The sequence below is a fragment of the Streptomyces polyasparticus genome (genome assembly GCF_014493765.1).
GTDB lineage: Bacteria > Actinomycetota > Actinomycetes > Streptomycetales > Streptomycetaceae > Streptomyces > Streptomyces polyasparticus.
This window is the reverse complement of record NZ_JACTVJ010000004.1, coordinates 689,185-714,894: the sequence shown is the minus strand read 5'-3', so window position 1 is coordinate 714,894 and position 25,710 is coordinate 689,185. Positions and strand designations below refer to the sequence as shown.

Sequence of the window (25,710 nt, the reverse complement as noted above, 5' to 3'; positions counted from 1 at the left end):
GCAGGCACACCGAGGGGAGCGCGGCGCATGAGTCCGAAGGACCGGGGCGAGGGGCGGCCGGACGAGGACGAGGGCGAGTCATCGAGCCGGACCCCGGCCGTGCGCGGACGCCCGCGCAGCGAGGCGGTCGAACGGGCCATCATCGAGGGCGTGATGCGCCTCCTCGAGGAGGGCGTCTCGCTCGGTGACATGTCCATCGAGCGGATCGCGCGCACGGCCGGGGTCGGCAAGGCCACCATCTACCGCCGCTGGAAGGGCAAGGAGGAGCTCTTCGTCGAGGTCATGCGCGTGGTGGACGAACCCGATCAGGAGCTGGCGGGCGATTCCGTACGCGACGACCTCGTCGCCGTCCTCGAAGGGATCCGCCGCCGCGGCCTGGCCAAGCGCTCCTCGGCGATGCTGCAGAGCCTGCTCGCCCAGGCCAAGAACTATCCGCAGCTGTGGGAGCTCTACCACGGCGAGGTCGTCGCCCGCCGCCGTGCCCGGCTCACGGAGGTGCTCCAGCGGGGCGTCGCGTCGGGGGAGCTCCGGGGCGAGCTCGATCTCTCGCTGATGGCCGACCTGTTCACCGGACCGATGCTCGCGCGCACCATCCTCAGCCACGACGCGCCGCTGCCCGACGGCCTCTCGGAGGCCATCGTGGACACGGTGATCGAAGGCCTGCGGGCCTGAGCGCCCGTCGCTGCGTCCTGAGGGTGCGGCGATACGCCCTCTGATGTGCGGGTTTCGTCACAGCGGCCGCCGAGCGCGCAGAAATCGGAACTGCCCGCGCCCGGCGGCCGTCCTCGTAGCAGTACGGCCGCCTCGGGGACCCACACCTCGGGACGGCAAGGCACGGCACCGTCATCACCTAGGGTCGAACGGGTACGGGGACGGTGTGCACGGCGAATGAGGCGACAGTATGGCGCAGGCGTATATGACGGAGACGGGGACCAGCGGCTCGGGGCCTGAGCGCCGCTCCCGTGTCCGGCGCCTGCTCGACGACTGGCGCAGAGACTTCCGGGACAGGTCGGTCTGGCGCCGCGGCATCCTCGTCGCGGCCCTCGCGGTGGTGCTCGCCCTCGTCATGGCGCTCCACTCGCGGATCCCCAACCGCGTCGGCAACATCGGCTCGCTCACCGAGACCTTCCTGCCGTGGCTGGGCCTCTTCGTGCCGGTGCTCCTCGTGTTCGCCCTGCTCCGCAGGTCGGCCACGGCGGTGATCGCCGTGCTGCTCCCGGCGCTTGTCTGGGTGAACCTCTTCGGCGGCCTGATCTTCGACAAGTCCTCCGCCGGCGGCGATCTCACGGTCGCCACCCACAACGTCAACGCGGAGAACCCCGACCCCGAGGGCACCGCACGCAAGATCGCCGCGTCGGGCGCCCAGGTGGTGGCCCTGGAGGAGCTCACCCCCGAGGCGCTGCCCACGTACAAGAAGGTCCTGGCCGAGACCTATCCGTACCGGGCGGTCGAGGGCACCGTCGGCGTCTGGAGCAAGTACCCGCTCAGCGACAGCCGCCCCGTGGACATCAAGATGGGCTGGACGCGCGCACTGCGTACCACCGTCGAGTCCCCGAAGGGCGAGTTCGCGGTGTACGTGGCCCATCTGCCGTCCGTACGCGTCAAGTTGAACGCCGGCTTCACGGCCGGCCAGCGCGACAACAGCGCGGAGGCGCTCGGCGTCGCGATCCGCGACGACAGCGTCAAGAAGCTGATCCTGCTCGGCGACCTCAACGGCACCATGAACGACCGTGCGCTCTCCCCGGTCACCTCACAGCTGCGCTCCACGCAGGGTGCGGCGGGGGACGGGTTCGGATTCAGCTGGCCGGCTTCGTTCCCGATGGCGCGGATCGACCAGATCATGGTGCGCGGCGTGGAGCCCGTGAAGTCCTGGACGCTCCCCGAGACCGGCAGTGACCATCTGCCGGTGGCGGCTTCGGTCGAGCTCTGAGCCATACGGCCCTACGGCGTCGGGCGGCCTTGCGGGCGTCGGGCGGCCTTACGGGACCGAGATGTCCTGCTCGTGGAAGCCGGTGTCCGTCGGGCTCGGGACCACATGCACCTCGGTGTTCCCGTCCGTCGCGTGGTGCTCGCGGCCGACGGTCCCGATGCCGGTCACGGCGACGATGACGGCGACCACCGCGAGCACGAGCAGTGCGGTCACGAGGCCGTAGCGCGGGGACGGCCGGTACGCCGGCGGGATCATGACGAGCGGGCCCTTCGGTGCGGAAAACGGGGAACCTGACCAAGGTGCCAGCCTTTTATGGCTGCTTTAGCCGGATTCCTGCCTTATTTCCCACGCCGAAGGGCCCGCCGCCTTCGGGGCCGAAGTCCCGAAGGGAAGAACTACCGCGTACGGGACGTCACTTCGCGGAGCCGGTCCAGATCGCGTTGTCGTACTCGATGAGGTCCGGGCTGATCTCCATCTGGAGCTCCTTCTCGGCGCCCGCGGGGATGGAGAAGGCATACGTGGCGACGGCCTTCTTGCCCGGAAGGATGGTGCCCTCGATGAGCTTCGTGCCGTTGCTGCCGTCGAAGACCAGCTCGGCCTCGGCGCCCTTGCCGTCGCGCAGCGACGGGTAGATGCCGGCGCCGTCGAGCTTCTCCTTGCTGCCGTTCTCGACCGTCACCGTGAACTGGAAGGCCTTGTTGCCCTTCGCGTGACCGGCGGCGTACTGGTCGGGCGTGTAGGCCTTCGGCTCGGAGACGGTGATCGTGACACCGTCCTCCCACTCGTAGCTGTCGCCGAACACGGCGGGCTCGTCGTCGGCGGGGGCGTCCGTGGCCGGCTCGCCGCTGTCCGTGGCGTCCTCGGCCGGGTCCTGCGGGGCCGAGGAGGACGTGCCGTCCTTGGCCTTGTCGAGCTCATTGTTGATCTCGTCGACGGTGTCCTGCACGAGGACCACCACGAAGATCAGCCACACCACGGACGCCACGATGGCGAGCCCGCCGAGGATGGCACCCGCGAGCGCCACACCGCCGTTGGTCGCCTCGCCCTTCCGGGCGCGGCTGCGGCCTATCAGGCCGAATATCAGGCCGAGAACGCCCAGGATGATGCCGCCCCAGACCGTCCAGAAGAACACGGCGCCGACGATGCCGAGGACGAGACCGGCGATGCCCAGGCCATTGCGCGGCTGCGGCTGCGGCATGAACGGGCCCGGGGGCGGGGCCATCGGGTAGCCGACGCCGGGCGGCGGCGGGGGAGTCTGGTACGGGCCTGCGGCGTCTGCGGGCGGCGGGGCCCAGGGGGACTCGGAGCCGGGCGGCGGCGGAGTGGTCATTGTGTTCCTTGTGCGCGAGCGGTGTGAATTTTTGGCAACCGTAACAGAGGCTTATGTTTGCTTTATCCCGGCCTTCACCTGCGCGAATAGGGCGAGTTCAGAGGTTCTTGCGCCAATGGGCCACAGGGGGACGGACCGCGGCGCACAAGGGCATTCCGTGAGAGTCCGTCAGGCCCAGGTCGAGGCGGGCCGCCCCCGTTGCGACGACGGATGCGGGGATGTCCGCCAGGAAGAGCTTCGCCCGGCGGAACATCGTGAACGTGCCGCCCTCCGGCAGTTCGCCCCAGGTCAGGTACAGGAAGCGCGCGCCGCGCGGGCCGTGCACATACGGGCCGCGGAAGTCGAGCGCCCCGTCCGGCAGGGGCACGGTGCCGATGTCGAACTCCCACTCCGCCCCGGCGGCGTCCCCCGCCACCGGACGCTCCGGTTCGCGTCCGCGCTGTACGGCGACATGGACGTTGTGGAATTCACCACAGGTGCGGCCGGGAAGGGTGTGGCCGGTGATGTGCAGACGCAGGGTGCCCTTGGCGGGAGCGGTCATGCGGTCATCTCAGCACGGCCCACTGACAGCACGGCCTCGGCGACGTCTTCGGGCCGGTCGAGCATCACCAGGTGGCTCGCGTCCGGGCACCTGCGGAAGTCCGCGCCCAGCTCCCCGGCCAGGGCGAGCTGGCGCGCCTGCCAGCGCGGATCGGCGCCCGCCGCGAGCACCGTGGCACCGATGCCGTCCGGCAGCGGGAACTGGCGGCGTACGCAGACCAGTTGGGCTGCCACATCCGGATACGTCGTGTGCTCGGCCAGCATCGCCCGCAGCGAGCGGCCCGTGGCGTAGGTGCGGCGGACGAGCGCGTACGGAGCCGGATCGCCGCCGCGGCGCCCGCGCGTGAGCCGGAACGCGGCCCGCCGGCCGAGCGGTCCGAGGGCGTACGGCACACCGGCCGCGCCGAGCGCGCCCGCGGCGACGCGGGTGAGTCCGGTCCTGACGGCCGGCGCCGGGCGCGGCCGCGCGGCGGTCTCCACGCTGGAGTCGATCAGGGCGAGGCCGGCCGTCCGTGCGGGGTGCAGCCGCGCGAAGGCCTCGGCGTGGAAGCCGCCGAGGGAGTGCCCGGCCACGGTGACGGGCCCGCGCAGACCGCACGCGTCGAGCACGCGGGCGATCCGGTCCGCCTCTCCGGTCAGCGAAGGCTGCACGGCGGCCGGTCCGCTCAGGCCGAGCCCGGGACGGTCGAAGCGGACCACCGTGCGGTGCGGTGCGAGCAGCGCGGCCACCGCGTCCCAGTCGAACCAGGCCATCCCGAGCCCGGCCGTGAGCACACAGACGGGCCCGCCGCCCTCGACCACGACATGGTGCGGCACCCCGCCGATGCGCACGAAACTCCCCGGAGCCTCCGCCGACCCCGACGCCCGCGCCGCCTTCGCCGGTCCTGGCGCCCGTGCCGCGTCCGCCGACCCTGACATCCGTGCCGCGTCCGCCGACCCTGACATCCGTGCCGCGTCCGCCGACCCTGACATCCGTGCCGCGTCCGCCGACCCCGACATCCGTGCCGCGTCCGCCGACCCCGACACCCCCGCCGCTTCCCCCGACGCCTCACCGCTCACGAACCCCTGCTCCCGCCCGTTCACCCGCGCCGCCCCACCCCGTACGGCAGGACCTGCCCCACCTCGTACAGCCTGCGTCGCCCCACCTCGTAGGCGAACACCGCCAGCCACACCGCGATGAGGAGCACCTGGGACCGCTGTCCCAGGCCGAGCAGCCAGGTGCCCTTGCCCGCCTGGAAGGCGGCCACGGAGGCCAGCGTCCAAGCGGTGACGGCCAGTTCGGCGACCGCGAGCCAGGGGCCGAAACGGGCGAGCACCGGCCACCGGCCGTACCGGCGGGCCGCGACCGTCAGCGCCACCATGCCCACCAGCGCACCGCAGACCGCCATCGAACTGCTCACCGCGTGCGCCGCGTGCGTCGCCGGGACCAGTCCCGCGGTCTCCCGTGCCGCGCATTCCGGATCGGCCGTCGGCGTACAGCTCAGCGGCAGCCGCGAGTCGACCGCGGTGGCCGCGCCGAACAGCACGAGGCCCGCCCACCCCGCCGTGGACCACGGCGCGCGCGGACGGTGGTGCACCAGACCCCAGAGCGCACCGCTCAGGACGAGCAGCCCGGCCACGAGATCCGTGGTGCGGAAGACCCCGCCGAGCGGCTCGCTCTGCGCGGCGAGTTCGCTGACGTAGGTCCGTAGCGGATCGAGGCCCGTGGAGACCACGACCTCGACGACCCAGGCGGTGTACGCGAGCGCGCCGAGCGCGAGCAGCACGGCGGCGGGCCGCAGTCCGCGGGGACGGGAAGAGGTCATCGCTGCCATCGCTGCACACACCACCGGAAGGGACATAGGTGGGCAAAGCCTACGTCCCGGGGCTGGTGACACAGCGGCCCTGGCCCTACTCGACCGGGGCCCGAGCCCCCTGGTACTCCGGATGCACCCAGTGCGGCTTGCGGAACTTCAGGAACGCCAGCGGGATCACCAGACCCAGGACGAGCAGCCCGCCGCCGACGATCAGGAGATAGCGCCACAGCGGTCCGTCGCCGAACTGGTCCGGCGGGACGAAGCCGATGACCATCGCGCACGCGGAGGCGATGAAGCCGACCCCCGCGACCAGCGTCACGGCCGGCACCACGAAGCCGCGCGGCCGGTCCGGCTGGGTCTTCCGCAGCCGGATGACGGCCACGAACATCAGCAGATACGCGATCAGATAGATCTGGATCGTGATCACGGAGAACATCCAGTACGCGGAGGACACATCCGAGCTGAAGGCGTACAGGATGCCGATCAGCGTGGTGATCACACCCTGGGCGATCATGATGTTCTGCGGTACGCCGTGCGGGTTCAGCTTCTGCAGGAACGGCGGCAGATACCCCTCCTGGCGCGACAGCTGCACCAGGCCCTTCGCGGGACCCGCGAGCCAGGTGAGCATGCCGCCGAGCGCGGCCATCACGACCATGATGCCGACGATCTTCGTCAGCCAGGCGACGCCGAAGTGGTCGAAGAAGGCGTGGAAGGCCTGCATCAGACCGGCGGTGAGGCTGGTGTTCTCGGCAGGAAGGACCCAGCTGATGGCGAGCGCCGGAAGGATGAAGATCAGCAGCACCAGGCCGGCCGCCAGGAACACCGAACGCGGATACTCCGAGCGCGGGGAGCGCAGGCTGGCCACGTGGACGCCGTTCATCTCCATGCCCGCGTAGGAGAGGAAGTTGTTGACGATCAGGACCAGGCTCGCGAGGCCGGTCCACGGCGGCAGCCAGTGCCCCGCGTCCATCGGCGCCTCGGAGGGGTTGCCCTGCGCGAGGAAGACGAGGCCGAGCGCCACGAGGACGACGCCGGGGATCAGGGTGCCGATGATCAGGCCGAGGCTGGAGAGCCCCGCCACCGTCTTGGTGCCGCGCGAGGAGACCCAGACGCCGGTCCAGTAGACGACGACGATGACGATCGCGACGTAGAGCCCGTTCTCGGCGAGGCTCGGGTGGATCACGTACGCGAAGGTCGAGGCGACATACGCGAGCAGGCTCGGGTAGTACGCGATGGTCATCGCGAACTGGCACCACACCGCCAGGAAGCCGAGCGGCTTGCCGAGCGCCTCGCTCACCCACCGGTAGATGCCGCCGGTCCAGCCGGAGGCCAGCTCGGCGCCGACGAGTGCGGTGGGGAGCAGGAAGACGATGGCGGGCAGCAGATAGAGGAAGATCGCCGCGAGGCCGTAGATCGCCATGGAGGGCGAGGGGCGCAGGCTCGCCACGGAGGCGGTCGTCATCAGGGCGAGCGTCACCCAGGAGATGAACTGCCGCTTGGTGCCGTCGTCCGCGACCGGCTCTTTGACCTCGTCGGTGGTCGTCATGCGGCCATGATCAGTGCGATACGGGTGGGCCGCATGCCGAGCGAAACGGCTACCTGGGCTCGGCGCCCCGCTCCTTCAGCAGGTCCGCCATCAGATCCAGCTCCGACTCCTGCGCGTCGACCATCCCCTGCGCGAGCTGCTTCTCGACGCCCACCGCGCAGCGGTCCACACAGCCCTGGGCCATATGGACACCGCCCTTGTGGTGGTCCGTCATCAGCTGGAGATAGAAGATCTCGGCGTCCTTGCCGCTGAGCTCCCCGAGCCGCTCGATCTCCGACTTGGTCGCCATGCCGGGCATCAGCGCACCGTCGTGACCGGGCGAGGGGGAGGCCGGCATGTCCATCCAGCCCATCGGGTCCTTGCCGTCCGCGATCGGCAGACCCCACAGGTTGAGCCAGCCGAGCAGCATGCCGCGCTGGTTGGCCTGGGTGTTGGCGATGTCGTACGCGAGGCGCCGGATGTCCTCGTCGTCGGTGCGGTCGCGGATGACGAAGGACATCTCGACGGCCTGCTGATGGTGCACGGCCATGTCACGTGCGAACCCCGCGTCGGCGGAGTCGGTCGACGGGTTGGCCGTGGCGGCGGGGGAGGCCCCGCGGTCGCCGCCGTCCGCGAGCGCGAGGGTCATGCCCCCGCCGCCCGCGAGCAGCACCGCCGCGGCGATCCCCAGCCAGGTTGCGCGCTTCACTGACACAGTCCGTTCCTGATGCCTTGCGGTCTTGGGCGGCCGGCCCGATGGCCGGCCGTTCCGCATGCCTAGCCTGCCAGTCCGTTGGTGCAGGCGGCACCCAGCTCAGGGGTCTGCTTGCCCTGCACGAACTTCGCGAAGAAGCTCTCCACGCGCGGGTCCTTGGCGCTGTCCACGGTGACCTGCTTGCCCCACGCGGTCAGCATCAGCGCGCCCTCCTGGCCGTCGACCGGGCTCATCAGGGAGTACGGGGTGGCCTTGACCTTCTCCGCGAGCGCCTTGACGTCGGCGTCCTTGGCCTGCTTGTTGTACGTGACCCAGACGGCGCCGTGCTCCAGGGAGTGCACCGCGTTCATGTCCGGGATCGCCTTGTCGTAGACGTCGCCGTTGCAGTTCATCCACACCTGGTTGTGGTCGCCGCCGACCGGAGGCGTCTGCGGGTAGGACACCGGCTTGGTCACGTGGTTGCGGCCCAGCTTCTTGGCGTCGAACTCCTGCAGGCCCTTGATGGGCGCATCGGCCGCGGCCTTCGCCTTGGCATCCGCCTCGTCCTGCTTGTTCTGCTCGCTGATGAAGAGATACGAGCCGAAGCCGACCAGACCGACCACTATGACGGTGCTGATGCCGATGGTGAGCAGGCGGTTGCGGCGCTCGCGAGCCTGTTCGGCGCGGCGCATCTCCTCTATGCGCGCCCGGCGATCGGCTGAGGAGTTCTGTCGGGCGGAACCCATGCTGGTGTATCCGTTCTCCAGTGGCAGGCGGGTCAGCTGATGTTATAGGCGGTCCGGCGCCGCGTCAGCCGCCCCTGGGCTCGTATCGGCCGGGCCGGTTTGCAACCTGTTCGAAACCGTGTGGTGGGATGCTCAAGTGACCCCGTGTACATGAGGCACGCTCCGGTGGTCGGCCGGCCGGCAAGGATGGGTGGAAAGTCGCAATGGACAAGCAGCAGGAATTCGTGCTCCGCACGCTCGAGGAGCGCGACATCCGGTTCGTACGCCTGTGGTTCACGGATGTCCTCGGCTTCCTGAAGTCGGTGGCCGTCGCCCCGGCCGAACTGGAGCAGGCCTTCGACGAGGGCATCGGCTTCGACGGCTCGGCGATCGAGGGCTTCGCCCGGGTCTACGAGTCCGACATGATCGCCAAGCCGGATCCGGTGACCTTCCAGATCCTGCCGTGGCGTGCGGAGGCCCCCGGTACGGCCCGGATGTTCTGCGACATCCTGATGCCCGACGGCTCCCCGTCCTTCGCGGACCCGCGCTATGTGCTGAAGCGCGCGCTCGCCAAGTCCTCGGACCTGGGCTTCACCTTCTACACCCACCCCGAGATCGAGTTCTTCCTCCTGAAGAACAAGCCCCTCGACGGCTCGCGTCCGACCCCCGCCGACAACTCCGGCTACTTCGACCACACCCCGCAGAACGTCGGGATGGACTTCCGCCGCCAGGCGATCACGATGCTCGAATCCATGGGCATCTCGGTCGAGTTCAGCCACCACGAGGGGGCGCCGGGCCAGCAGGAGATCGACCTGCGGTACGCGGACGCGCTCTCCACCGCCGACAACATCATGACCTTCCGCCTGGTCATGAAGCAGGTCGCGCTTGAGCAGGGCGTGCAGGCGACCTTCATGCCCAAGCCCTTCTCCGAGCACCCGGGCTCGGGCATGCACACGCACCTCTCCCTGTTCGAGGGCGACCGCAACGCCTTCTACGAGTCGGGCGCCGAGTACCAGCTCTCCAAGGTCGGCCGCTCCTTCATCGCGGGCCTGCTCAAGCACGCCGCGGAGATCTCCGCCGTGACGAACCAGTGGGTCAACTCGTACAAGCGCATCTGGGGCGGCTCCGAGCGCACCGCGGGCGCCGGCGGCGAGGCACCCTCGTACATCTGCTGGGGCCACAACAACCGCTCGGCCCTCATCCGCGTCCCGATGTACAAGCCGGGCAAGATCGGCTCGGCGCGCGTCGAGGTCCGCTCCCTCGACTCGGGCTGCAACCCCTACCTCGCGTACGCGGTGCTCCTGGCCGCGGGCCTCAAGGGCATCGAGGAGGGTTACGAGCTCCCGCCGGGCGCCGACGACGACGTGTGGGCGCTGCGCGACGCGGAACGCCGCGCGATGGGCATCGAGCCCCTGCCGCAGAACCTGGGCGAGGCGATCGCCCTGATGGAACGCTCGGAACTGGTCGCGGAGACGCTCGGCGAGCACGTCTACGACTTCTTCCTGCGCAACAAGAAGCAGGAGTGGGAGGAGTACCGCTCGGAGGTCACCGCCTTCGAACTCCGCAAGAACCTCCCGGTCCTGTAAGCACTTGAGACGTCCGGGCCCACGGGGAGTCCCCCGTGGGCCCGGACGTGCTTGACGGCACCGATGCAGAGTCCACCGAGCCTGCAGCCGAGCACTGCTGGGGCAGAAGCCCACCTGGCCCGCGGCCGAGCACCGTTGGCGGGGAAGCCCGACCCGCCCGCAGCCGCGATGCGGCCGGAGGGGACGGGGTGGGGTGCCTGGTTTTCGGGCGGTCCGTTAGCAACAAGGTGAGTCCCTCGGTACCGGCCCACATTGCCCGAAAACCAGGTACCCCACCCCGGCACCGACCCAAGACGAACCGCACGCGAAAGCGCACCGGCAGGAAGCCAGACGCGAAACGGCGCGCGCTCAGCGCACCGGGGGCGGAGGGCCAGCCACCGCGTCGAACAGTGCCCAGCCGTCCACCTCCACCGACCCCGCCCCGGGGAAAGGGCCACCCGCGAGATGCTCGTCGAGCAACGCCCGTACGGTGCCGGGTTCGTGGAGGTTCAGATACGCCCGATCCGGTACGCGGACCGCTGCGCCCTCCTCGAAGTACCCGTCGGAGATGATCCGCCCGGGCCCGGGCCGGAACACGAAGCGGAGCCGGGCCCGGCTGCCCGGACGCCATACGGTCACGATGCTGCGACACCCGGAGTACCCGCGCCCCCGGTCGTGGCGGTGCGCGAAGCACCACTCGTACGTCGTGTCATCGACCGCCAGGCGCCGCACGCGCCGACTGCTGCCCATCCGGGGACTCTAGACGGGTCACCGCTCCGACAGCGGAGCCGGGGCCTCCTGGAGGATCCAGCCGTTGCCGTCCGGGTCGGTGAAGAAGGCGAAGCTGTTCCAGGTCTCGCCCTTGCCGGGCTCCCAGCCGCCCGCGCCCACGTGCTGGACCTCCGAGATACCGACGCCCCGCGAGGACAGCTCCGCGTGCGCCGACTCGATGTCCGTGACGCAGAGCTGGAGGCCCTGCAGCGCCCCCGGCTCCATCTGCTTCTGCCCCGGGGCCAGGGGCATGCCCGCGATCAGCGCGATGGAGCAGCGGGACCCGGGCGGCGTGATCTGGATGATGCGCGCGGTCGGGGTCACCTGCTGGTCCAGGTCGACCTTGAAGCCGCACTTGTCGGCGTAGAACTCCTTGGCGCGGTCCATGTCGGAGACCGGCATGACGACAACTTCGAGGGTGTACTCCACGGTGTGCTCCTCAGCGGTGGAAGGGGGTGCGGTCGGTCATTCGAACTTCCAGCGGGTCTGGCTGAACGGCTCGCCCTTGCCGAAGCCGAACACCGTGCGCGGGGCGACCTCGAACACCAGAGCCTTCCCAGGACCATGCTCGAAGCAGCCGTCACGCACCTCGAAATGCCAGAAACTGCCGTACTTGCACTCCCACGCGGCAGCCAGAGTGCGCAGCCGCGCATCCTCCGTGACCCGGACCGCCGCACCCTCGACCACCACGTCGAAGCCCTTGTTCCAGGTGTTCGTGCCCGTGGTGAGCACCAGGTGCGGATTGGCCGCGAGATTCAGCGCCTTGCGCTCCTCGGCGCCCGTGCAGAAGTGCAGCTTTCCGTCCCGCCACACCGCGGGCAGCGGCGTCACATGGGGACGGCCGTCGGGCCGCACGGTCGAGATCCAGAAGAGCTCGGACTCCACGAGCAGCGCCTCGGCCTGCGCCCACTCGACGGCCACCGCGCTCTCGTCGCTGTACCGGGCGTCGAGTTCGGTGCGGGGTGCCTTCGGCATACGGGCCTCCTCCTTCGATGGTGCCTGTGGAGGGGAGACCGCGCGCGGCCGCGCAATTCATCGGTGCCCGGCCCAGCAGAGGGCCGCGGCGGGTCACAAGCCGAACGGAAAGACTAGGCTCGGGCCCGGACCTTGATCTACGGAAGGGGCCGCAGATGACCGTGCCGGGGCGCAGAAGCAGTGCCTTCACCAGGCTCCTTCGGTACGGGTTCACCGATCCCTCCGCCGCCGAGCGGCACCTCACGGGTCCGTATCTCGCCGCGCTCCAGTCCAACCCCGTCCTGCTCGACGCCCTCGGCGCCACGGCCGACCCCGATCTCGCGCTCACCGGTCTCGTACGGCTTGCGGAAGCGCAGCCCGACGACGAGCAGCGCCGGATGCTCTTCGACACCCTGCTCGCCGGCAAGCCGCTCAGGGACCGGCTGCTCGGCGTGATGGGCGCCTCCGAGGCGCTCGCCGACCATCTGGCCCGTCACCCCGGCGACTGGCACGCCCTCGTCACGTACGAGGCGAGTGATCTGCACCCGGGGGTCGAGGAGTTCGAGCGGGGCCTCGCGCACGCGACCGATCCCGTGTCGCTCAGGGTCGCGTACCGCCGCTGTCTGCTGTCCATCGCCGCACGCGACGTCTGCGGGACGACGGACGTGGCCGAGACCGCCGCCGAACTGGCCGACCTCGCCACCGCCACCCTGCGCGCCGCCGTCGCCATCGCGCGGGCCGCCGCGCCCGAGGACGACGCCCTGTGCCGGCTCGCGGTGATCGCGATGGGCAAGTGCGGTGGCCATGAGCTCAATTACGTGTCCGACGTCGACGTCATCTTCGTGGCCGCCGCCGCGGACGGCGCCGAGGAGGGCAAGGCGCTGCAGGCCGCGACCCGGCTCGCCTCGCACATGATGCGGATCTGCTCCGAGACCACGGTCGAGGGCACCATCTGGCCGGTGGACGCCAATCTGCGCCCCGAGGGCCGCAACGGTCCGCTGGTGCGGACGATGGCCAGCCACCTCGCGTACTACCAGCGCTGGGCCAAGACCTGGGAGTTCCAGGCCCTGCTCAAGGCCAGACCCGTCGCCGGTGACCCGGAGCTCGGCCGCGAGTACATCGAGACCCTCTCGCCGCTCGTGTGGCAGGCCGCCGAGCGCGAGAACTTCGTGCCCGACGTGCAGAAGATGCGCCGCCGCGTCGTCGACAGCATTCCGACGGCCGAGCTGGAGCGTGAGCTGAAGCTCGGTCCCGGCGGCCTCAGGGATGTCGAATTCGCCGTACAGCTCCTGCAGTTGGTGCACGGCCGCGGTGACTCCTCGCTCAGGAGCGGCTCCACCCTGGAGGCCCTGAACGCCCTCGCGGCCGGCGGCTACGTGGGCCGCGCGGACGCCGCCCAGCTCGACGAGGCGTACCGGTTCCTGCGGGCCATGGAGCACCGCATCCAGCTGTACCGGCTGCGCCGCACCCATCTCGTACCGGAGGACGAGGCCGATCTGCGGCGGCTCGGGCGTTCGCTCGGGCTGCGCACCGAGCCGGTCACCGAGCTCAACAAGGCCTGGCGCAAGCACAGTTCGGCCGTGCGTAGGCTGCACGAGAAGCTGTTCTACCGGCCGCTGCTCGACGCCGTGGCGCAGCTCGCGCCCGGCGAGATCCGCCTGTCCACGGACGCCGCGCGCGAGCGGCTCGTGGCGCTCGGGTACAACGATCCGGCGGCCGCGCTGCGGCATCTGGAGGCGCTGGCCTCGGGCGTCAGCCGCAAGGCCGCGATCCAGCGCACGCTCCTTCCGGTCCTGCTCGGCTGGTTCGCCGACTCGGCCGACCCGGACGCGGGCCTGCTCGGCTTCCGCAAGGTCTCGGACGCGCTCGGCAAGACCCCCTGGTACCTGCGGCTGCTACGCGACGAGGGCGCCGCGGCCGAGAACCTCGCCCGGGTCCTTTCGGCGGGCCGGCTCGCCCCCGACCTGCTGATGCGCGCCCCGGAGGCGGTGGCGCTGCTCGGCGACGAGCGGGGTCTCGAGCCCCGTGACCATGTCCACCTGGAGCAGGAGGTGCTGGCCGCCGTCGGCCGCGCGGAGGGCGCCGAGATGGCGGTCGCGGCGGCGCGCGGGGTGCGGCGGCGCGAGCTGTTCCGTACGGCCGCGGGTGACCTGATCCGCTCGTACGGGACCGAGGAGCACCCCGCCGAAGCGGACCCCGGCGCCCTCGTGGACCGGGTCGGCAGCGCGGTCTCCGACCTCACGTCCGCGACCCTGGCCGGCACGCTGCGGGCGGTGGTGCGGCAGGGGTGGGGCGACGAGCTGCCGACGCGGTTCGCCGTCATCGGGATGGGCCGCTTCGGCGGCCATGAGCTCGGCTACGGCTCCGACGCCGACGTGATCTTCGTGCACGAGCCGCGCGAGGGGGTCGACGAGCACGAGGCCACCAAGGCCGCCAATGCCGTCGTCGCCGAGATGCGCCGGCTGCTCGAGATCCCCAGCCAGGATCCGCCGCTGCTCATCGACACGGATCTGCGGCCCGAGGGCAAGAACGGGCCGCTCGTACGGACTCTCAAGTCCTACGAGGCGTACTACCGGCGCTGGTCCCACGTCTGGGAGAGCCAGGCGCTGCTCCGGGCGGAGCCGGTGGCGGGGGACGAGGAGCTCGGTCGCCGCTTCATGGACATGATCGCCACGCTGCGTTACCCCGCGGAGGGGCTCGGCGACGATGCGGTCCGGGAGATCCGGCGGCTCAAGGCGCGCATGGAGACGGAGCGGATGCCGCGGGGCGCCGACCCGAATCTGCACGCCAAGCTGGGCCGTGGCGGTCTGTCGGACGTGGAGTGGACGGTGCAGCTGCTTCAGCTGCAGCACGGGTGGGCCGAGCCAGGGCTGCGCACGACGCGTACGCGGGAGGCGCTGGCGGCCGCGCGGGCGGCGGAGCTGATCTCGACGGAGGACGCGGCGGTGCTCGACGAGGCGTGGGTCCTTGCGTCGCGGGTCCGCAATGGCGTGATGCTCGTACGGGGGCGGGCCGGTGACACGTTTCCCTCGGACGGGCGGGAGCTGGCGGCGGTGGGGCGCTACCTCGGCTACGGGCCCGGGCGCGTGGGCGATCTGCTCGACGACTACCGGCGTACGACGCGGAGGGCTCGGGCGGTGGTGGAGGAGCTGTTCTACGGGGCGTGATCGCCAGGGGGGAGCTGTTCTACGGGGCGTGAGGCCTCATGACGCAGGGCCTGGACCGTCTGCACGGTCCAGGCCCTGTCGGCGTCTCACGGGGTCACGCTCTGGAGTACCCCAGGCCGCGCCTGGGCTCCCCGGAGGCCACCACCCGCGGCAACTGGAACGGCAGCGCTCCGTACCAGGCCCAGACCACTGTGAAGCCGAACGCCAGGCAGACGATGCCGCCCACCGCGTCCAGCCAGAAGTGGTTGGCCGTGGCGATGATGACGACGAGGGTGGCCACCGGGTAGAGCGCGCCGAGGATCTTGGCCCAGGGCGCCTTGGCCAGCGCGAAGATGGTCAGGCCGCACCAGGTCGACCAGCCGATGTGCATCGAGGGCATCGCCGCGTACTGGTTGGTCATGTGCTTCAGGTCGCCGGACGCCATCGAACCCCAGGTGTGGTGCACCAGGACCGTGTCGATGAAGTTGTGCCCGTCCATCAGGCGCGGCGGGGCCAGCGGGAAGAGATAGAAGCCGACCAGGGCGACGCCCGTGGTCAGGAACAGGACGGTGCGCGTGGCCGCGTAACGGCCCGGATGCCATCGGTACAGCCAGACGAGCACACCGATCGTGACGATGAAGTGCAGCGTCGCGTAGTAGTAGTTCATGCCGACGATCAGCCATGTCACCGAGTTCACGGCCCGGTTGAAGGCTTCCTCGAAGGCGAGGCCGATCGAGTGCTCGGCGCGCCAGATCCAGTCGGCGTTCGCCATCGCCTGGGCCTTCTGCTCGGGCACGGCGTTGCGTACCAGCGAGTAGAGCCAGTAGCTCACGCCGATCAGTGCGAGCTCGATCCAGATACGCGGTCGCCGCGGCCTGCGAAGCCGCTGCCACAACGTCCCCTCTGTGGCGGTCTGTCGGTCCGTTTCATCCCCCTTGGGTGGCGTCGCGGCCCCCTGGCCGTCCCGTGTCCTCACCGTCGTGTCACCCATGGGAGAAGAGTCTGCCAGATACCCGCACCCGCCTGATCATCCCTTGGTCGGGTCTTGTACGCATCCAGTCCATCCTGTGGAGGACCCGACGCCTAGGGCGTCTCTTTCGGATCTTGCCGGGGGCGCGGGGTCTGGCGCGCACATCTGCTGCGTTGTCGTCGGTCGCGATGGCTCCGCCATCACTCCCTCCTCCGCCTTGCAGCAGTGGGGTCTCCCCTGCTCGAACGGAGCGCAGCGCAGTTGAGAGCTTGGGGAAGCACCAGACCCCGCTTCGGCATCCGCAGAAGGCGTTGCTTCCGTGGCCGGCAAGATCCGAAAGAGACGCCCTAGGGGACCGGCGCGATCTCCCCTGGGGCACAAGGTGTCTACTGCGGCAGACGCAGAGAACACAGTCAGCGGAGGTGTTCCTTCCGGCTCTGAGCAGGGGCGATGCGGGGGTGGCGGTGGGGTTCAGCCCGCGACCAGCTCTTCGAACAGCCGCCTGAGCTGGTCGTCGGGGTCCACGCCCAGCTCGTTGTGATGGGCGAGGACGGCCGCCCGGTAGGTCTCGGCGAGACTCCCGCGCTCGCCGAGAGCGTGGTGGGCCCGCATGCGCAGCGCCCAGCTCCGGTCGCGCAGCGGCGAGACCGCGAGCAGCGCGTTCACCTCCCGCAGGGCCGCCCTCGGCTCACCGAGGCGCAGATACGCGTCGGCCAGGTCCTCGACGGCGCGCAACCGTTCCTCCTCCAGGTGACCCAGCCAGCCCATCAGGGGGCCGTGACGGGGAACCCCTACCGCGGCCCGGTCACCGTCCCACAGGGTCAGCGCCGAGGTGAGCAGTTCCGCTGCCTTGGCGCTGTCGCCCGCGCGCAGGGCGGTTCGCCCGTCGGCGGCGCGGTCCAGGAAGACCAGATGGTCACAGCGCTCGGGCGCCACCTCGAGGACGTAGCCGCCGCCCGCACCCACGAGTCCGGCGCCCCGCTCCAGATGCCGGCGCAGGAGGCTGGCGTGCGTACGGACGTTGGCCACCGCGGACGGGGGCGGCTCCCCGTCCCAGAGGGCTTCGACCACTCTGTCCATGGTGACCATGCGGTTCGCCTGCAGCAGCAGGGTCACCAGCAGGCCGCGTGCCTTGCCGCCCACGAACTCCGCTGCCGCGCCCTCCGCGGGCGCATCGCCTTGACGAACCCGCCCCAGCATGCGAAAAGACGCGTCCACGCCACTCCCGTCCTACCGGATGCGCCCGTGCGTATCCGGTCGGCTTGAAGCGTGTACCGGGTGACCGACGCTTGGCAAGACGCTTTCGTCATTTTGCAGAAACATCTTGCAACGTGCTTCGAGCGGCGCTGCGGCCGCTGGTGGGCATGCGTCGCACCACCACCCCGAGCACCCGCGCCATGGGGATGGCGCCCATGTGGCGGGAGTCGATGCTGGCTGCCGTGTTGTCGCCGAGGACCGCAAGACCGCCGTCCGGCACAGGGCCCTGACGGCCGTCGAAGGAGGCCGGCCAGGCCTGCCTCGGAAGAGCCGCCAGGCGTTTGACCATCCACCGGCGTCGCTCGGGCGGTTCGTCCGCGTCGGGCCAGGACCACTCGGGCCGTGCCGCAGGCGGCACGGGAGCCTCCACCACGACGACCTGTCCGATGGACAGGTCCGCGGGACGGCAGCGGCGGACCAGGACCACGTCTCCGTCGTAGAGGGTGGGCACCATGCTGGAACCGTCGACGGTGACCACGATCAGGCGCCGACGGACCCGGCGGACAAGACCGGCGCAGGCGAGCACCGTGAACAGGCCGGTCAGTGCCGCCGGGATCACCGCGGCACCGCCGGGGCGTCCGCGTAGCCCTCCGCCTGCCGGCGGAACAGCGCGGCGTACCGGCCCTGCCGGCCCATGAGTTCGTCGTGGTCTCCCTGCTCGACGATCTCACCGCCGCGCAGGACCACGATGAGATCGGCGCCGCGCACGGCGTTGAGCCGGTGCGAGACGAGCAGGCTGGTACGCCCTGCGCGGTGGGCGAGGAGCAGTTGGTGGATCTCGTGCTCGGCCTCGGGGTCGAGCCCGGAGCTCGGCTCGTCGAGGATCAGCAGATCGGCAGCGCCGCGCAGCAGCCCGCGGGCGAGCCCCACCCGCTGCCACTGGCCGCCGGAGAGCTCGACGCCGTCGTGGTCGCCCGCCCCTTCCTCGGCGAAGGTCCGCGACAGCATGGTGTCGTAACCGCGGGGCAGCGAGACGAGCGTCCCGTCCATGCCCGCCTGCGCCGCCGCTTGGCGAATGCGGGCGGTGTCGTGGAGGTGTGCCACATCCCCGAGCCCGATGTTCTCGGCTGCCGACAGGTCGTAGCGCATGAAGTCCTGGAAGATGCCGCTCATCCGGCTGCGCAGTTCCTGAGGTGACAGCTCGCGGATGTCCGTACCGTCCCACAGGATCGAACCGCGCTCCGGATCGTAGAACCGGCACAGCAGCTTCACGAGGGTGCTCTTGCCGGCGCCGTTGTCGCCGACGAGCGCCACCGTGCCGCCCACCGGGATGGTCAGGTTCACTCCGCGCAGCACCCAGTCGTGCTGCGCGGAGTAGCGGAACCACACGTCGCGCAGTTCGAGACCGCGCGTCAACGGCTCGACGGGCAGCGGCTTCTCGCGTACGGGGAGGTCCGGGGGCTGGGTCGTCACCTCCAGGTAGTGCCCGAAGAGCAGCAGATGCTGGTGGGTGACGGCGACCATGACCGCGATGCCCGCGAGACCGCCCTGCACCGCGGCGATGCCGGACAGGAGCAGCGCCACGTCCCCGACGGTGAGCTGGCCGCGGGCCACCGCGTCCACGGCCCAGACGAGCCCGCCCGCGCCGGTCGCGGCGGCCACCACGGCGGGACCCGTCTGCGCGAGTGCCGCACGCCGGTCGAGTCTGCTGTGTGTGGCGTTGATGGCCTTCCGGTCGCGGCGCATGGTGCCCCTGAGGTGGTCGCCGATGCCGAACAGGCGTATCTCCTTGGCGGTTTGCACGCTGCCGAGGAGGAAGGCGTAGAACGACTCGCGGCGCTCCAGCGGGCTGACGGTCAGGGCCGTGCCGACACGGGCCCGCGCGAGCCGGATCTCGGTGAGCAGCGCGGGCACGGCGGACAGCAGGACGGCGAGGGCGAGCCAGGGGTTCAAGAGCACGAGCGCCGCCGCGAACCCGGCGATCGTGATCGTGCTCCTGGCGAGTCCGACCGCGCTGGCGACGATCTGCGGCGGGGTGTCCTGGCCGCACTGCTGGGCCAGCCGGAGCCGGTCGAGCGCCGCCGGGTCCTCGAAACGGCCGAGCCCGGTCAGGGAGTTGACCGCGGCGTACAGCCGGTCCTGGGCCAGCAGGCCGACACGTCGGCCGAGTTCGGCGTGCAGCAGCTTTGCCCCATGGGGCAGGACGGACGCCGCGACACCGATGCCTGCGAGGGCGGCGGCGGGCCCGAGTACGGACCCGGTTCCCGTCACCGGAGCGGAAAGGGAGTCGAGCACCGTCTTGGTCAGCCACGCCGCGAGCACCGGCAGAGCGGCCTCCACGACGGCCAGGAGCAGCACCCCGGCCAGGGCCGCGGGTGCGGCAACCACGGCCAGGGCGAGCACGGCGCGCAGCGCGGCGGCGCGGCGGCGGCCCGCACCGCTCACGCGACGCCCGCCGGGCGGTGCGCGCCGAGGGAGGACAGATCGCTGCCGACCTCGTGGATCCGCCCTTGCGCATCGACGGCGCAGACCGCGGGGAATCCCTGGACTCCGCAGGCCGCCGACACCGTGCGGGCGTGCTCGCCCTCGACGACGGTGGCGATCCGCTCAAGGGCGTGCGCGTACTGCTGTGCCTCGGCGGTGTCCTCGCCGGGCATGACCACGGCGAGAACGCTCTCGGCCGGCAGCCCGGCGCCCTCGACCGCCTCGACGAAGCGCGGCAGGAGCGCCGCGCACGGAGGGCAGCCGGGGGAGAGGAAGGCCAGGACGGTGCCGGGCGCCAGGTCCGCGCGGCTGACGCTGACACCGGATGCGGCGGTGACCGCGAAGTCCTCCACCGCACCGGACACGGTCGCGGGGCTGTCGGCACGGGACCGCGCCAGAGCGCGCAGCCTTCGGACGATCCCGTAGGTGAGGGTCAGGTTGAACAGGCAGAGCACGGTCAGGAGCCCCGTCAGGGCGTCCGACACATCCATGAGCACTCCTAGGAGCCGGCGTTCGGGGTGGGTGCGGTCCGCTCGTCGGCGGGCGCGAACAACTCGACGAGGTCGTCGAGGGTGACGACGGCGGCCGCCACGGCGACCCCCGTCGCGATGGCGAGCAGTGCGGGTCCTGCGGCGCTCAGGGCGTCCGGCCGCGGGAGCGCGACGCCCGCCACCAGGAGGAGCGCCGCGTTGCGGACGACGTGGCGGCGCCGGAAGGGCACCGCCGCACCGCCGAAGCACCGGCAGGACGCGTCGATACCGCGGCGCACGGTACGGGCGACCGCGAAGGTGAGTACGGCGAGCAGGCCGAGGGCGAGAGCGAGCCCCGCCCGGATCGTGGGGCTCCAGGCGAGGAGCACCACGACCGCACACTCCGCGGCCAGCGCTCCCGCACCGGCGGCGCGGGCGAACGCGGGCGGTACGAGCCGCAGCGCGGCCACGCCGTCCAGATAGGCGGTGAGTGCCTTGCGCCCGCGCAGCTTGCCGCCCGCCGACGCCAGGAACACACACCCGAGGAGCACCCGGCCGGCCGTGCCGGCGAATGCCAGCGGATCCGTGATGTCCACGGGCCCCTCCGTTCTCGCGTTCTCTCCGTGTCGGTTCTCTCCGCGTGAGTTCGTTCCGCGGATCGGCACGGTAGGCAGGCGGCATACAGAAACCGTCCTGGCCGACGAGGACCGGATGCGGATCAGGAGTGTGCGCGGCCGTCGTAGGTTCCGGCTCGGCCCGGCCGCACCCGGTGGCCGGCGACGTGAAGGAGACGGTGATGAGCAAGCTGCAGCGCCTCGCTGACCGGATGGTGGGCAAGGTCGCCCCGAAGATGACGGCACAGGCCACGTGGTGGACCGACACCAAGTGCGTGTACGTGCCGTTCTGCTCGCGTGGCCAGCTGTACACCAACCGCTGCTGGGACAGCTCGTTCTGCGAGGGCTGGAAGAACACCGGGCGGTGCTGCTGACGGGATCGACCCGGTCAACCCGTGGGCCCTCGACGGTGGTCGGCGTTGCGCGCGGCGCGACGACGATCGCGTCGGGGGCCCCGACGCGATTGCCGTCGGCGGCCCCGACGGCCCGGCCCGTCGGACCCGGTCAGCGGGGCGCCGAGGCCGTTGAACCGCGAACCACCAGCTCGGGCATGAAGACGAACTCGCTGTGCGGCGCCGGCGTCCCGGCGATCTCCTCCAGGAGCGCCCGTACCGCGGCCTGTCCCATCGCGGGCACGGGCTGGCGGATCGTGGTCAGCGGCGGGTCCGTGAAGGCGATCAGGGGGGAGTCGTCGAACCCGACGACGGAGACCTGGCCCGGCACCTCGAGGCCGCGGTGGCGCGCGGTGCGGATCGCGCCGAGCGCCATCATGTCGCTCGCGCAGACGATGGCCGTGCAGTCCCGGTCCAGGAGCGCGGAGGCCGCGGCCTGGCCGCCTTCGAGCGTGTACAGCGAGTGCTGTACGTACTGCTGCGCCTCGTCCTCGCTCAGGCCGAGACGCGTGTGCATCGCGGCGACGAAGCCCTCTATCTTCCGCTGTACGGGCACGAAGCGCTTCGGACCGAGCGCGAGCCCGATCCTGCGGTGGCCGAGCGCGGCGAGGTGCGTGACGGCGAGGTCCATCGCGGCCCGGTCGTCGGGCGAGACGAACGGCGCCTTCACCTGCGGCGAGAAACCGTTGATCAGGACGTGCGGGACGCCCTTGGCGCGCAGCTGGTCGTAACGCTGCGTATCCGCCGTCGTGTCCGCGTGCAGACCCGAGACGAAGATGATGCCGCTGACCCCGCGGGCCACGAGCATCTCGGTCAGCTCGTCCTCGGTGGAGCCGCCGGGCGTCTGCGTGGCGAGCACCGGGGTGTAGCCCTGGCGGGTCAGGGCCTGGCCGATGACCTGCGCGAAGGCCGGGAAGATCGGGTTGTCCAGCTCGGGGATGATCAGCCCGACAAGGCCCTCGCTGCGCTGCTTGAGACGGACGGGCCGCTCGTAGCCGAGCACGTCGAGCGCGGCAAGGACGGATTCGCGGGTGGCCGCGGCCACACCGGGCTTGCCGTTGAGCACGCGGCTGACTGTGGCTTCGCTGACCCCCGCCTGGGCTGCGATGTCGGCAAGCCGTGCGGTCACGGCACTGGACTGTACCGGTCGCCTCGCCCGCTGCGGGGGTGCGCGGTGGATTCCGGCGGCCGCTGAACGGCTCTTGCAAGCTCTTGCAGACGTACGGGGAGCTGCTTGCAAGTCCGTGCATCCCAGGCGTACAGGGGCTGTACAGCCGCTCAAGGAAACGTGAAGGTAACGATCCGCATCTCTTGCAGAAAGTTGCCGCAAGGTCTTTCCAACAGCTTTCAGCCTTGTTACGTTCCTGCCCGAACCCAGGGCCGCGCAGGGGCGGTCCGGGACGGTGCAGTTGAAGGAGTACTCATGCGGCGTGGCATATCGGCCACCGCGCTTGTCGCGGCCATCGCACTGGCGGCGACGGCGTGCGGCGGGGACGACGGCGGGGACAACAGCGGCAAGAGCGCCGGTGGCGAGCTCTCCGGCACGGTGACCTTCTGGGACACGTCCAACGACGCCGAGAAGGCAACGTACAAGGAGCTCGCCGAGGGCTTCGAGAAGCTGCACCCGAAGGTCGACGTCAAGGTCGTCACGGTGCCGTTCGGCGAGGCCAACGCCAAGTTCAAGAACGCCGCGGGCGGCAACTCCGGTGCCCCGGACGTGATGCGCACCGAGGTCGCCTGGGTCGCGGACTTCGCCAACCTCGGCTACCTGGCCCCGCTCGACGGCACAGCCGCGATCGACAACGAGGGCGACTACCTCGAACAGGCCGCCGCCTCCACGAAGTTCAACGGCAAGACCTACGGCGCCCCGCAGACCATCGACACCCTCGCACTCTTCTACAACAAGAAGATGCTCAAGGACGCCGGCGTCGAGGTCCCCACCTCCATCGACGAGGTCAAGGACGCCGCCGCCAAGATCAAGGACAAGAGCGGCAAGACCGGTCTCTACCTGCGCGGCGACGACCCGTACTTCTTCCTGCCGTACCTCTACGGCGAGGGCGGTGACCTCCTCGACACGTCGAAGAAGGAGATCACCGTCGACGACGAGGCCGGCGTCAAGGCCTTCACCGTGATGAAGGACCTGGTCGACTCCAAGGCCGCGATCACCGACGCGTCCGACGGCTACAACAACCAGCTGAACGCCTTCAAGGACGGCGAGGTCGCCATGGCCGTCGACGGCCCCTGGTCGATCGAAGGCGCCCTGGCCGGCAAGGAGTTCAAGGACAAGTCCAACCTCGGTGTCGCTCCGGTCCCGGCGGGCTCGGCCCGCGCGGCCTCCCCGCAGGGCGGCTGGAACCTCTCCGTGTACGCGGGTTCGAAGAACCTGGACGCCTCGTACGAGTTCGTGAAGTACATGAGCTCCGCGAAGGTGCAGCAGCAGACCACCGAGAAGCTGAGCCTGCTGCCGACCCGCAAGTCGGTCTACGAGGTGCAGTCCGTCAAGGACAACCAGATGGTCCAGTTCTTCAAGCCGGCCGTCGACAAGTCCGTCCAGCGCCCGTGGATCGCCGAGGCCCAGTCGCTCTTCGAGCCGATCCGCCTCCAGATGGAGAAGGTGCTCAGCGGCAAGGCCTCTCCCGAAGAGGGTGCCAAGGGCATCGGCGAGGGCTACAAGAAGCTCCTGAAGGACTACAAGTAACCGTGACGGTGCTCACCGAGAAGAAGGCGCCGGCCGCCGAAGAAGTGACGAAGGCGGCCGGCCGGCCCCAGGGCCGTATACGACGCGCACTGTCCACGCACTGGTACGCGTGGGCGATGGTCGCCCCGGTCATCACGGTGATCGGCGTGATCATCGGCTGGCCGCTGGTCCGCGGCATCTACCTGTCGACGACGAACGCCAACGAGGCGAACGTCGAGCGCACGATCGGTGTCAACCACATCCCGGCGACGTACGAGTCCGTCGGCCTGGACAACTACACGTCGATCCTGTCGGACGGTGTCTTCTGGGACCGGCTGACCTGGACGCTCGTGTGGACGGTGTCCTGTGTGGCGCTCTCGTTCTCGCTCGGGCTCGCGCTCGCCGTGATGCTCAACCGGAAGCTGAAGGGCCGCACCTTCTACCGGATGGCACTGATCCTGCCGTGGGCGGTGCCCGCCTTCGTCTCGGTGTTCACCTGGCGGCTGCTCTTCAACGAGAAGAACGGTCTGCTCAACGCGCTGCTCACCGGCGGCGGCTTCGACGCCGTCCCGTGGCTCAACGACCCGACCTGGGCGAAGCTTTCGGTGATCGCCGTCAACGTATGGCTGGGTGTGCCGTTCATGCTGATCGCCATGCTCGGCGGTCTGCAGTCGATCCCCTCCGAGCTGTACGAGGCCGCCGAGATGGACGGCGCGAACGCCTGGCAGCGCTTCCGGCACATCACGCTGCCGGGGCTCAGGCCGGTCAGCTCGACCGTCGTCCTGATCAGCGCCATCTGGACCTTCAACATGTTCCCGGTGATCTTCCTGCTCACTCGGGGCGGTCCCGGTGACGCCACGGAGATCCTGGTGACGTACGCCTACCGGCTCTCCTTCGTCGTCAGCCCCCGCGACTTCGCGGGCTCCGCGGCCTGGGGTGTGCTCATCCTCGTGCTGCTCTCGCTCTTCGCGGTGGTCTACCGCCGTGCGCTCCGCAAGCAGGGAGATGTCTGGTGAACAAGGCCGTCAAGAAGCCGCGGCTGCGCGGCGAACGAGGGCCGCTCGCCTCGGCCGGACTGCACCTCACGCTCCTCGTGGCCAGCGTCATCGCGGTGTTCCCGCCGCTGTGGCTGCTCGTCACCTCGCTCAAGCCCAAGGACGAGGCGTTCACGACCGATCTGGTCAAGGACTTCACGTTCTCGAACTACGCGCACGTCCTGGGCGAGACCGAGTTCCTCACCTGGCTGGGCAACTCGCTGCTCGTGGTCGGTCTGACCACCGTCATCGGTGTGTTCATCTCGGCCACCACCGGCTACGCGGTCAGCCGCTTCAAGTTCCCCGGGATGCGGTCGCTGATGTGGCTGCTGCTCATCACGCAGATGTTCCCGGTCGCCGTCCTGATCGTGCCGCTGTACAACCTGCTCGCCTCGCTGGGACTGCTCAACCAGCCGGTCGGCCTGGTCATCACGTATCTGACGATCGCGATCCCGTTCTGCGCCTGGATGATGAAGGGCTACTTCGACACCATCCCGGTCGAGATCGACGAGGCCGGACGGGTCGACGGGCTCAACCCCTTCGGTACGTTCTGGCGGCTGATCCTGCCGCTCGCGAAGCCCGGGCTCGCGGTCACCGGGTTCTACAGCTTCATCACCGGCTGGGCCGAAGTCGCGTATGCCTCCGCCTTCATGACCGGCGAGGAGAACCTCACGCTCGCCGGCGGACTGCAGACCTTCGTCAACCAGTACACGAGCGACTGGGGTTCGCTCACCGCGTCGGCCGTGATCGTCGCCGTACCGGCAGCGGTGATCTTCGGTTTCGCGCAGCGCCATCTGGTGGCCGGTCTGACCGCCGGAGCGACCAAGTCCTGACAGGGCCCTCCGTCGTTCGTTGTACGCACGTTGTACGCACCTGTTCCTCACACTTCCAGGGAT

The 25,710-nt window shown here is 70.3% G+C and carries 26 protein-coding genes; 8 read left to right on the top strand and 18 right to left on the bottom strand.

The genetic code is table 11. The features are described from left to right. Window positions 1–27: 27 nt before the first annotated feature. Window positions 28–672 (top strand): TetR/AcrR family transcriptional regulator, encoded by a 645-nt coding sequence (locus H9Y04_RS07530; RefSeq protein ID WP_187812871.1) that lies wholly within the window; start codon window positions 28–30, stop codon window positions 670–672. 229 nt (window positions 673–901) lie between these two features. Then, on the top strand, window positions 902–1,930 hold the full coding sequence (locus H9Y04_RS07525; protein ID WP_187812870.1) for an endonuclease/exonuclease/phosphatase family protein: 1,029 nt from the start codon (window positions 902–904) through the stop codon (window positions 1,928–1,930). Window positions 1,931–1,978: 48 nt separating this feature from the next. Here the strand turns inward: H9Y04_RS07525 and H9Y04_RS07520 are convergent, their stop codons facing one another. From H9Y04_RS07520 to H9Y04_RS07485, 8 genes are all read right to left on the bottom strand, one after another. Beyond that, entirely contained in the window at window positions 1,979–2,185 is a 207-nt protein-coding gene (locus H9Y04_RS07520) for a hypothetical protein (protein WP_187812869.1), read from the bottom strand. A gap of 157 nt (window positions 2,186–2,342) precedes the next feature. Further along, window positions 2,343–3,260, bottom strand: a complete 918-nt coding sequence (locus tag H9Y04_RS07515) for a DUF4190 domain-containing protein (RefSeq protein WP_236070613.1) — start codon at window positions 3,258–3,260, stop codon at window positions 2,343–2,345. Between the two features lie 97 nt (window positions 3,261–3,357). Beyond that, a complete protein-coding gene (locus H9Y04_RS07510; RefSeq protein ID WP_187812868.1) occupies window positions 3,358–3,801 on the bottom strand; it encodes a DUF5990 family protein in 444 nt (147 codons plus the stop codon). Beyond that, window positions 3,798–4,625, bottom strand: a complete 828-nt coding sequence (locus tag H9Y04_RS07505) for an alpha/beta fold hydrolase (protein WP_308800910.1) — start codon at window positions 4,623–4,625, stop codon at window positions 3,798–3,800. Before H9Y04_RS07505 ends, H9Y04_RS07510 begins: the two co-directional genes overlap by 4 nt. 254 nt (window positions 4,626–4,879) lie before the next feature. After that, complete coding sequence (locus H9Y04_RS07500) at window positions 4,880–5,605, bottom strand: DUF998 domain-containing protein (RefSeq protein ID WP_236070612.1); 726 nt, start codon at window positions 5,603–5,605, stop codon at window positions 4,880–4,882. Between the two features lie 85 nt (window positions 5,606–5,690). After that, window positions 5,691–7,142 carry a glutamate/gamma-aminobutyrate antiporter GadC gene (gadC, locus tag H9Y04_RS07495; protein WP_187812866.1) on the bottom strand — a complete coding sequence of 484 codons (1,452 nt, stop codon included), beginning with the start codon at window positions 7,140–7,142 and terminating at the stop codon, window positions 5,691–5,693. A gap of 49 nt (window positions 7,143–7,191) precedes the next feature. Next, window positions 7,192–7,830: a DUF305 domain-containing protein gene (locus tag H9Y04_RS07490; RefSeq protein ID WP_438818079.1), complete on the bottom strand. Its 639-nt coding sequence runs from the start codon at window positions 7,828–7,830 to the stop codon at window positions 7,192–7,194. A 68-nt stretch (window positions 7,831–7,898) separates the two neighbouring features. After that, window positions 7,899–8,561 carry a thioredoxin-like domain-containing protein gene (locus H9Y04_RS07485; protein WP_187812864.1) on the bottom strand — a complete coding sequence of 221 codons (663 nt, stop codon included), beginning with the start codon at window positions 8,559–8,561 and terminating at the stop codon, window positions 7,899–7,901. 203 nt (window positions 8,562–8,764) lie between these two features. Between H9Y04_RS07485 and glnA2 the strand changes: the two genes are divergently transcribed. After that, a complete protein-coding gene (glnA2, locus tag H9Y04_RS07480) occupies window positions 8,765–10,126 on the top strand; it encodes a gamma-glutamylpolyamine synthetase GlnA2 (protein WP_187812863.1) in 1,362 nt (453 codons plus the stop codon). 348 nt (window positions 10,127–10,474) lie between these two features. Here glnA2 and H9Y04_RS07475 read toward each other — a convergent pair whose 3' ends face one another. The 3 genes from H9Y04_RS07475 to H9Y04_RS07465 are packed head-to-tail and all read right to left on the bottom strand — an operon-like array spanning window position 10,475 to window position 11,851. Beyond that, window positions 10,475–10,855: a hypothetical protein gene (locus H9Y04_RS07475; RefSeq protein ID WP_187812862.1), complete on the bottom strand. Its 381-nt coding sequence runs from the start codon at window positions 10,853–10,855 to the stop codon at window positions 10,475–10,477. A gap of 18 nt (window positions 10,856–10,873) precedes the next feature. Further along, the gene (locus H9Y04_RS07470) at window positions 10,874–11,305 is read right to left on the bottom strand and encodes a VOC family protein (protein WP_187812861.1); all 432 of its coding nucleotides are present in this window, start codon (window positions 11,303–11,305) and stop codon (window positions 10,874–10,876) included. 36 nt (window positions 11,306–11,341) lie between these two features. Beyond that, entirely contained in the window at window positions 11,342–11,851 is a 510-nt protein-coding gene (locus tag H9Y04_RS07465) for a pyridoxamine 5'-phosphate oxidase family protein (RefSeq protein ID WP_187812860.1), read from the bottom strand. A 155-nt stretch (window positions 11,852–12,006) separates the two neighbouring features. Between H9Y04_RS07465 and H9Y04_RS07460 the strand changes: the two genes are divergently transcribed. After that, window positions 12,007–14,997 carry a bifunctional [glutamine synthetase] adenylyltransferase/[glutamine synthetase]-adenylyl-L-tyrosine phosphorylase gene (locus H9Y04_RS07460; RefSeq protein ID WP_187812859.1) on the top strand — a complete coding sequence of 997 codons (2,991 nt, stop codon included), beginning with the start codon at window positions 12,007–12,009 and terminating at the stop codon, window positions 14,995–14,997. 94 nt (window positions 14,998–15,091) lie between these two features. Here the strand turns inward: H9Y04_RS07460 and H9Y04_RS07455 are convergent, their stop codons facing one another. The 6 genes from H9Y04_RS07455 to H9Y04_RS07430 all read right to left on the bottom strand — a co-directional run bounded on the left by H9Y04_RS07455 (window position 15,092) and on the right by H9Y04_RS07430 (window position 20,693). Continuing rightward, on the bottom strand, window positions 15,092–15,967 hold the full coding sequence (locus tag H9Y04_RS07455; RefSeq protein ID WP_187812858.1) for a phosphatase PAP2 family protein: 876 nt from the start codon (window positions 15,965–15,967) through the stop codon (window positions 15,092–15,094). A gap of 450 nt (window positions 15,968–16,417) precedes the next feature. Continuing rightward, window positions 16,418–17,164, bottom strand: a complete 747-nt coding sequence (locus H9Y04_RS07450) for an AfsR/SARP family transcriptional regulator (RefSeq protein WP_187812857.1) — start codon at window positions 17,162–17,164, stop codon at window positions 16,418–16,420. An 88-nt stretch (window positions 17,165–17,252) separates the two neighbouring features. Then, on the bottom strand, window positions 17,253–17,762 hold the full coding sequence (locus tag H9Y04_RS07445; RefSeq protein ID WP_308800892.1) for a S26 family signal peptidase: 510 nt from the start codon (window positions 17,760–17,762) through the stop codon (window positions 17,253–17,255). After that, on the bottom strand, window positions 17,759–19,588 hold the full coding sequence (locus tag H9Y04_RS07440; protein WP_308800891.1) for an ABC transporter ATP-binding protein: 1,830 nt from the start codon (window positions 19,586–19,588) through the stop codon (window positions 17,759–17,761). Before H9Y04_RS07440 ends, H9Y04_RS07445 begins: the two co-directional genes overlap by 4 nt. Further along, window positions 19,585–20,118, bottom strand: a complete 534-nt coding sequence (locus H9Y04_RS07435; protein ID WP_187812856.1) for a thioredoxin domain-containing protein — start codon at window positions 20,116–20,118, stop codon at window positions 19,585–19,587. The genes H9Y04_RS07440 and H9Y04_RS07435 overlap by 4 nt, the downstream gene beginning before the upstream one ends. A gap of 8 nt (window positions 20,119–20,126) precedes the next feature. After that, complete coding sequence (locus H9Y04_RS07430) at window positions 20,127–20,693, bottom strand: MauE/DoxX family redox-associated membrane protein (protein ID WP_187812855.1); 567 nt, start codon at window positions 20,691–20,693, stop codon at window positions 20,127–20,129. A 200-nt stretch (window positions 20,694–20,893) separates the two neighbouring features. On the opposite strand from H9Y04_RS07430, the gene H9Y04_RS07425 reads away from it, so the two are divergent. Then, complete coding sequence (locus H9Y04_RS07425) at window positions 20,894–21,085, top strand: hypothetical protein (protein WP_187812854.1); 192 nt, start codon at window positions 20,894–20,896, stop codon at window positions 21,083–21,085. A gap of 130 nt (window positions 21,086–21,215) precedes the next feature. Here H9Y04_RS07425 and H9Y04_RS07420 read toward each other — a convergent pair whose 3' ends face one another. Beyond that, window positions 21,216–22,232, bottom strand: coding sequence for a LacI family DNA-binding transcriptional regulator (locus tag H9Y04_RS07420; protein ID WP_187812853.1), 1,017 nt, complete (start codon window positions 22,230–22,232; stop codon window positions 21,216–21,218). A 294-nt stretch (window positions 22,233–22,526) separates the two neighbouring features. Between H9Y04_RS07420 and H9Y04_RS07415 the strand changes: the two genes are divergently transcribed. The 3 genes from H9Y04_RS07415 to H9Y04_RS07405 all read left to right on the top strand — a co-directional run bounded on the left by H9Y04_RS07415 (window position 22,527) and on the right by H9Y04_RS07405 (window position 25,647). Beyond that, a complete protein-coding gene (locus H9Y04_RS07415) occupies window positions 22,527–23,801 on the top strand; it encodes an extracellular solute-binding protein (protein ID WP_187812852.1) in 1,275 nt (424 codons plus the stop codon). Between the two features lie 116 nt (window positions 23,802–23,917). Beyond that, complete coding sequence (locus H9Y04_RS07410; protein ID WP_187813080.1) at window positions 23,918–24,796, top strand: carbohydrate ABC transporter permease; 879 nt, start codon at window positions 23,918–23,920, stop codon at window positions 24,794–24,796. Then, entirely contained in the window at window positions 24,790–25,647 is an 858-nt protein-coding gene (locus tag H9Y04_RS07405; RefSeq protein ID WP_236070669.1) for a sugar ABC transporter permease, read from the top strand. Before H9Y04_RS07410 ends, H9Y04_RS07405 begins: the two co-directional genes overlap by 7 nt. Window positions 25,648–25,710: the final 63 nt, after the last annotated feature.

Coding starts and splice junctions, on each gene's coding strand:
- H9Y04_RS07530 (WP_187812871.1), top strand. CDS start 28: ATGAGTCCGAAGGACCGGGGCGAGGGGCGGCCGGACGAGGACGAGGGC.
- H9Y04_RS07525 (WP_187812870.1), top strand. CDS start 902: ATGGCGCAGGCGTATATGACGGAGACGGGGACCAGCGGCTCGGGGCCT.
- H9Y04_RS07520 (WP_187812869.1), bottom strand. CDS start 2,185: ATGATCCCGCCGGCGTACCGGCCGTCCCCGCGCTACGGCCTCGTGACC.
- H9Y04_RS07515 (WP_236070613.1), bottom strand. CDS start 3,260: ATGACCACTCCGCCGCCGCCCGGCTCCGAGTCCCCCTGGGCCCCGCCG.
- H9Y04_RS07510 (WP_187812868.1), bottom strand. CDS start 3,801: ATGACCGCTCCCGCCAAGGGCACCCTGCGTCTGCACATCACCGGCCAC.
- H9Y04_RS07500 (WP_236070612.1), bottom strand. CDS start 5,605: ATGACCTCTTCCCGTCCCCGCGGACTGCGGCCCGCCGCCGTGCTGCTC.
- gadC (WP_187812866.1), bottom strand. CDS start 7,142: ATGACGACCACCGACGAGGTCAAAGAGCCGGTCGCGGACGACGGCACC.
- H9Y04_RS07485 (WP_187812864.1), bottom strand. CDS start 8,561: ATGGGTTCCGCCCGACAGAACTCCTCAGCCGATCGCCGGGCGCGCATA.
- glnA2 (WP_187812863.1), top strand. CDS start 8,765: ATGGACAAGCAGCAGGAATTCGTGCTCCGCACGCTCGAGGAGCGCGAC.
- H9Y04_RS07475 (WP_187812862.1), bottom strand. CDS start 10,855: ATGGGCAGCAGTCGGCGCGTGCGGCGCCTGGCGGTCGATGACACGACG.
- H9Y04_RS07465 (WP_187812860.1), bottom strand. CDS start 11,851: ATGCCGAAGGCACCCCGCACCGAACTCGACGCCCGGTACAGCGACGAG.
- H9Y04_RS07460 (WP_187812859.1), top strand. CDS start 12,007: ATGACCGTGCCGGGGCGCAGAAGCAGTGCCTTCACCAGGCTCCTTCGG.
- H9Y04_RS07455 (WP_187812858.1), bottom strand. CDS start 15,967: ATGGGTGACACGACGGTGAGGACACGGGACGGCCAGGGGGCCGCGACG.
- H9Y04_RS07435 (WP_187812856.1), bottom strand. CDS start 20,118: ATGGATGTGTCGGACGCCCTGACGGGGCTCCTGACCGTGCTCTGCCTG.
- H9Y04_RS07425 (WP_187812854.1), top strand. CDS start 20,894: ATGAGCAAGCTGCAGCGCCTCGCTGACCGGATGGTGGGCAAGGTCGCC.
- H9Y04_RS07415 (WP_187812852.1), top strand. CDS start 22,527: ATGCGGCGTGGCATATCGGCCACCGCGCTTGTCGCGGCCATCGCACTG.
- H9Y04_RS07410 (WP_187813080.1), top strand. CDS start 23,918: ATGGTCGCCCCGGTCATCACGGTGATCGGCGTGATCATCGGCTGGCCG.